Genomic DNA, 6,085 nt, shown 5'->3' on the forward strand with positions numbered 1-6,085 from the left:
GGCCGGCCATCGTCCGGGCCGCCCGGCGCAGGGTCCGCGATCGGCGGCTACTGAGCGACGGCGATTTCGCCGGAATCGATGTTGCCGTCGGGCATGACGTAGACGCCGGAGAGCCGCGCGGAGGTCGCGTAGAGGTTCTGCTCGGTGACCAGAGGCGCCCAGGGCGCGTCCTTCATCACGATCTCCTGCGCCTTGGCGTAGAGCTCGGCCCGCTCCGCGTCGTTCGTCGAGACCAGCGCCTTGGCGAGGAGGGCGTCGAACTCGGCGTTGCTGTAGTAGGCGGTGTTGTTGAGCTTGGGCGGCCACGCCTCCGTCGCCAGCAGCGGCCGCAGGCCCCAGTCGGCCTCGCCGGTCGAGGACGACCAGCCGGCATAGTAGAGGCGGACGCGGGCGGTCTTCGGATCCGGCGCGGTCTGCACCCACTCGGTGCGCTGGCCGGGCTCCAGGGCCAGGGTCTGCACCTTGATGCCGACCTGGCCGAGTTGCTGCTGGAGGAACTGGATCGCCTTCTGGGCGGTGGTGGTGGTGTAGGCGCTCCAGAGGGTCGCCTCGAAGCCGTTGGCGTAGCCGGCCTCCTTCAGCAGCTGGCGCGCCTTGGCCGGGTCGTAGGGCCAGGGATCCATCTTGTGGGCGTAGCGCACGCCCTGCGGGACGATGCCCTGGGCGGGGAAGGCGTAGCCCGAGAAGGCGACCTTAGCCAACGCCTCCTTGTTGATCGCGTAGTTGATCGCCTGGCGGACGCGCAGGTCGTCGAACGGCTTCTGCAGCACGTTCATGCTGAGATACCGCTCGATGATCGAGGCGTGGACCTCGATCTTCAGCTTTTTGCTGGCTTCGAGCATCTTGGCCTGCTCGTAAGGCAGCGGGAACGCGAAGTCGGCCTCGCCGGTCTGCAGCATGGCGGCGCGGGTGCCATTCTCGGGCACCGGCTTCCACGTGATGGTGTCGACCTTCGGGAAGCCGGCCTGCCAGTACTCGGCGAACTTCGCGCCCTTGACGTAGTCGGTCTGCTTCCAGTCGACGAAGGTGAACGGCCCGGTGCCGACCGGATGGAAGGCGATGTCCTTGCCGTACTTCTTCAGCGCCGTGGGCGAGATGATCGCCGCCGAGGCGTGGGCCAGCGAGTTGATGAACGGCCCGAAGGGCTCCTTCAGGGTGATGCGCAGGCTCGTGGGCGAGAGCACCTCGATCGTCTTGATGCGGTTGAACTGGTTGTACCGCGCGAGGTGGTTCTCGGGGTCGAGGACGCGGTCGAGATTCGCCTTCACCGCAGCGGCGTCGAACGTCGTGCTGTCGTGGAATTTGACGCCCTCGCGCAGCTTGAACGTGTAGACGAGGCCGTCGGGCGAGGTCTCGTAGCTCTCGGCCAGGACGTTGCGGACCTTCAGGTCCTTGTCGAAGCCGAAGAGGCCCTCGTAGAACGACTTGGTGACGGCGGTCGTGAGCGTCGTGTTTGTGTTGTACGGGTCGAGGGTCTCGGGTTGGCCGCTGATCGCCAGGATCGGATCGCCCGCGGCGGCGGCGGGGGTGGCCGCCACGGCGAGCAGGCCGGCGGCGAGGAGGAAGCGCTCGAACATGGTCAGACCTCGGGGCATGGGACGATCCTGCTGGCGGGGATAGGCGGTGTCAGGCGGCGAGGCCGCCGACCGTGTGGCGGGCGACGAGATGGCCGGGGCCGATCTCGACGAGGGGCGCGACCTGCGGCTCGTCGCCGAGGGCCCGGACCGGGCTCGGGATCTCGTCGGTCAGGAGCCGGCGGGCGCGCAGGTGCCGGCGGGCCGGGTCGGCGACCGGCACCGCCGCCATCAGCTTGCGGGTGTAGGGGTGCTGCGGGTTCTCGAAGATCGCCCGGCGCGGGCCGATCTCGACGATCTGACCGAGATACATCACCGCCACCCGGTGGCTGACGCGCTCGACCACCGCCATGTCGTGGCTGATGAAGAGGTAGGCGAGGCCGAACTCCCGCTGGAGGTCGAGCATCAGGTTCACGATCTGCGCCTGGATCGACACGTCGAGGGCCGAGACCGCCTCGTCGGCAACGATGACCTTCGGGTTCAGGGCGAGCGCCCGGGCGATGGCGATGCGCTGCCGCTGCCCGCCCGAGAACTCGTGCGGGTAGCGCTGGGTCTGGTCGGGGGTCAGCCCGACGCGCTCGAGCAGCCACGCCACCCGCGCCTCGGCCTCCCGGCGGGTCGCGATCCCGTGGACCAGCAGCGGCTCCATGATCGAGAAGCCCACGGTCAGGCGGGGATCGAGGGACGCGTAGGGATCCTGGAAGATGAACTGGATGTTGCGCCGCAGGCCGCGGAGCTGCCCGGGGGGCAGGTCGCGGATGTTGCCGCCGTCGAACTCGATCAGGCCGCTCTCGCTCTCCACGAGGCGCAGGAGCGAGCGGCCCGTCGTGGACTTGCCGCAGCCGGATTCGCCGACGAGGGCCAGGGTCTCGCCGGGGTGAAGATCGAAGCTGACCCGCTCCACCGCGTGGACGCGGCGGCGCACGCGGTTGAGCAGGCCGCCGCGGATGTCGAACCGGGTGACGAGGTCGCGCACCCGCAGGATCGGCCCGGCGCCAGCGCGGACGGTGTCGTGGGGCACGTCGACCGTGGCGGGCGCCCCCTGTCCTGCCGGCTGTTCCCGGGCCTCGGCCCGCAGCAGGTCGAACTTCCGGGGCAGATCGCTGCCCGCCATGGCGCCAAGCTTGGGCACGGCGGCCAGCAGCGCCTTGGTGTAGGCATGGCGCGGCGCGGCGAAGAGCGCGGGCGCCTCCCCCTCCTCCACCTTGTCGCCGCGGTACATGACCAGCACGCGGTCGGCGATCTCGGCCACGACGCCCATGTCGTGGGTGATGAAGACGACGCCCATCTTCATCTCGGCCTGGAGGCTGCGGATCAGTTCGAGGATCTGCGCCTGGATCGTGACGTCGAGGGCCGTGGTCGGCTCATCGGCGATGAGCAGCTGCGGCTTGCAGGACAGGGCCATGGCGATCATCACGCGCTGGCGCATGCCGCCGGACAGCTGGTGCGGGTAGCGCGTGAGGACGTTGCGCGCCTCGGGGATGCGCACGAGGTCGAGCATTCGCAGCGCCTCGGCCCGGGAGGCCGAGGCGCTCTTCCCCTGGTGGACGCGGATCGATTCCGCGATCTGATCCCCGGCAGTGAAGACCGGGTTCAGGGAGGTCATCGGCTCCTGGAAGATCATCGCGATCTCGGCGCCGCGGATCGCCCGCATCTTGGCGTTCGGGGCGGCGGCGAGATCGAGGATCTCGCCCGAGCCGCGCCGGAACAGCATCTGCCCGGCCGCGATCCGGCCGCCGCCGTGCTCGACAAGGCGCATCAGGCTGAGCGAGGTCACGGACTTGCCGGACCCGGACTCGCCGACGATCGCCAGGGTCTCGCCGGCGTCGACGTGGAACGCCAGGTCGCGGACCGCCTCCACCACCCGCTCGGAGGTCGCGAAGCGGACGGTGAGCCCCGTGACGGAAACGACCCGTCCGTCGGGCAGAGCGGCAGGAGAGGCGGTCCCGGCTGCGATGGTCGGCATGGCGGATCTCAGCGCGCGGAGGCCGGGACGCGGCGAGATTCGCCGAAGATGGCGGTGTTCAGCACCTCGCCGGGGCGGACGAGGCCGCGATACATGCCCTCCGTGTTGAACGGCATCGCCACCTGCCCGCGCCTGTCGACGGCAATCAGCCCGCCGCGGCCGCCGACCGACGGCAGGCTTTCCTCGACAACCGCCCGGGTTGCCGCCTCGAGATCCTGGCCCCCGTAGGCCATGCGCGCGCAGACGTCGTGCGCCGCCGCGACGCGAATGAAGGCCTCCCCCGTGCCGGTGCACGAGACCGCGGCGGTCCGATCGTCCGCGTAGGTGCCCGCGCCGATCAGCGGCGAGTCACCGATCCGGCCGGGACGCTTGTTGGTCATGCCGCCGGTCGAGGTCAGGGCGGCGAGGTGGCCGTTCCGGTCGAGGGCGACAGCGCCCACCGTGCCGAACTTGCGGGTCTCGTCGAGGGGGCCCGAAGCCGCGTCGTGGTCGAGGGCGACCTGACCGGCGGCCCGGGCCCGGCGAAGCTGGTCGCGGCGCGCCTCCGTCGAGAAGAAATCGGGCTCGACCATCTCTAGGCCGTGCCGGCGCGCGAAGGCCTCGGCGCCGGCACCGGCCATGAGGACGTGCTCGGCCGCCTCCATCACCGCGCGGGCCGCGCGGCCAGGCCGGCGCACCCGCGAGACGCTCGCGACAGCGCCGGCCCGCAGGGTGGCGCCGTCCATGATCGCGGCGTCGAGCTCGTGGGTCTCGGCGCTCGTGAAGACGGCACCGTGGCCGGCGTTGAAGAGCGGGCACTCTTCCAGGAGGTCGACGGCGACACTCACGGCGTCGAGGGCGCTGCCGCCGGCGGCGAGGCAGGCCGCTCCGGCCGCCAGGATGTCGGCGAGGGCCGCGTGATAGCGCGCTTCGCCCGGATCGTCCTGGCCCTGCGCGATCGTCCCGGCGCCACCGTGGATCACGAGAACGGGGCGGTGGTCGCTCATGGAACGGTTCCCGTAGGCGGGGTGTCGGACAGGTCGTCGGATCCGCCCTGAGGCGGCCAGGCGGCGTAGTCGCGGTCGAGCCACGGCAGCACGGCCTCCGTCACCCGCGTCGCCGCCGGAACGAGATCCTCGGTAGCGTGGGCGAAGGCGCTCGCCAGGGCCTCCACGAGGGCCGTCAGGCTGGCATCCGAGGCGGCGAAGTAGTGGCAGTCGGTCTGCGCGTAGAGCGCGATCGTGGCGGTGGCGACGAGGGGCGAGTGCGGTCCGTCGGTCAGTGCCAGGACCGCGGCGCCGTGCTTCTGGGCGATCTCGGCCAGCCGCACCGTGTCGGCGAAGTACCGCGGGGTTGCGAGCGCGATGACGAGGTCGTCGGCCGTCAGCCGGCGCAGGGTCCGGGCGGCGAAGCCGGGCCCCTCCAGTGTCGCCAGCAGGTGGACGTCCTCGCGGTTGACGTCGAGGTTGCGCGCCAGGATGCCGGCCGGCCAGCTGCTGCTGCCCAGCCCGACAACGTAGACCCGCCGGGCCCGGCGCATCGCCTCGACGGCTTGCGCACAGGTCTGGCCGTCGAGCCCGCGCCGCGTCGCCTCGATGTTGCGGATGATGTCGGCCAAGGCTCCGTCGAGGATGCCGGACGCGGTCGCGGGCTGATCTCGGCTGCCGCGCAGCTTCTCGACCGGTGCGAGCGCCTTCTCATAGCCGAGGACGAGGGCCGCGCGGAACTTTGCGTAGCCCTCGTAGCCCACGGCGCGGGCAAACCGATTAGCGGTTGCGACTGAGACGCCAACCAAGTCTGCAAGCTCATTCACAGGCAGAGTCGCAGCGCGCAACGGATGATCAAGGACGAAGCGGGCGACCTCTCGGTGAGCGGAGCTGAGCGCCGGAAACGCGTGCGCGATCCGTTGCGCGACAGAAGGTTCCTTAGGCTCCAACACCACGACGCTTAAGCCGATCAAAAATTCTCACCGCTCATCAGTCTGAGAATTTTTTCGATCACCCGCAAGCGCTTCGACGCCTATTTTCGCGGCACCAGCTGCACAAATCGCTGAACTTCCCAGAGGAATTGGGTCATCTCATTCGTGATCAGATGCAGATCTGGGGCTTCGTCACGAGGCGAGCCGGGATAATTTTGGTTCGCGGGCGATCGGTTCGTCGGTCCGGAGAAGAGCTTTCGGTGACGCGGTGCGCCGCGGGCAGCCTCGCTTTGCGCAGGTCGTGCGTCGCATTGCGGGGGCATCGAGAAGCCACTTCAATCAGTGGCCCAACCGTGATCTCAGCAGCGAGATAGATTTCTCGCCGGGTCCGGCGAACATGTCGGCGTTGGCGATCGACGCTTGTAACTGTGGTGCGTAGGTCTTGCCTCTACCGCAAGGTCGGGCGCTCGCTCGGCTACAAGCAGACCAGAGTCATCACATCGGGGTCCGCTTTCGGGCAAGGACGAGAGCGTCCTGAATGACCGAGACGGGCGCAAAGCCGAAGGTCCGCTTCTGGGCGTTAAGCCAAATTCCGCTTATCGCCCATAGCGGTCCCTCACTTGGTCAAGCTGAGTAAGCAGACCCTAG

Annotated in this window: 4 protein-coding genes; all 4 read right to left on the reverse strand. The window is 69.5% G+C overall.

The annotated features are described in order from the left end of the window. Positions 1–47: 47 nt before the first annotated feature. Genes gsiB through CIW48_RS13620 form a run of 4 tightly spaced genes read right to left on the reverse strand, consistent with a single transcriptional unit; the run spans position 48 to position 5,461 of the window. Positions 48–1,595: a glutathione ABC transporter substrate-binding protein GsiB gene (gene gsiB / locus CIW48_RS13605; RefSeq protein ID WP_246695234.1), complete on the reverse strand. Its 1,548-nt coding sequence runs from the start codon at positions 1,593–1,595 to the stop codon at positions 48–50. A gap of 31 nt (positions 1,596–1,626) precedes the next feature. Further along, on the reverse strand, positions 1,627–3,540 hold the full coding sequence (locus CIW48_RS13610) for a dipeptide ABC transporter ATP-binding protein (protein WP_149311250.1): 1,914 nt from the start codon (positions 3,538–3,540) through the stop codon (positions 1,627–1,629). Positions 3,541–3,548: 8 nt separating this feature from the next. Beyond that, entirely contained in the window at positions 3,549–4,526 is a 978-nt protein-coding gene (locus tag CIW48_RS13615) for an isoaspartyl peptidase/L-asparaginase (RefSeq protein ID WP_149311251.1), read from the reverse strand. Then, positions 4,523–5,461, reverse strand: a complete 939-nt coding sequence (locus CIW48_RS13620) for a MurR/RpiR family transcriptional regulator (RefSeq protein ID WP_053611233.1) — start codon at positions 5,459–5,461, stop codon at positions 4,523–4,525. Before CIW48_RS13620 ends, CIW48_RS13615 begins: the two co-directional genes overlap by 4 nt. Positions 5,462–6,085: the final 624 nt, after the last annotated feature.

It is taken from the genome of Methylobacterium sp. P1-11, from assembly GCF_008329595.1.
Lineage (GTDB): Bacteria > Pseudomonadota > Alphaproteobacteria > Rhizobiales > Beijerinckiaceae > Methylobacterium.

Excerpts from the sequence above, each read along its gene's own strand:
- CIW48_RS13610 (WP_149311250.1), bottom strand. The coding sequence starts at position 3,540 with ATGCCGACCATCGCAGCCGGGACCGCCTCTCCTGCCGCTCTGCCCGAC.
- gsiB (WP_246695234.1), bottom strand. The coding sequence starts at position 1,595 with ATGCCCCGAGGTCTGACCATGTTCGAGCGCTTCCTCCTCGCCGCCGGC.
- CIW48_RS13615 (WP_149311251.1), bottom strand. The coding sequence starts at position 4,526 with ATGAGCGACCACCGCCCCGTTCTCGTGATCCACGGTGGCGCCGGGACG.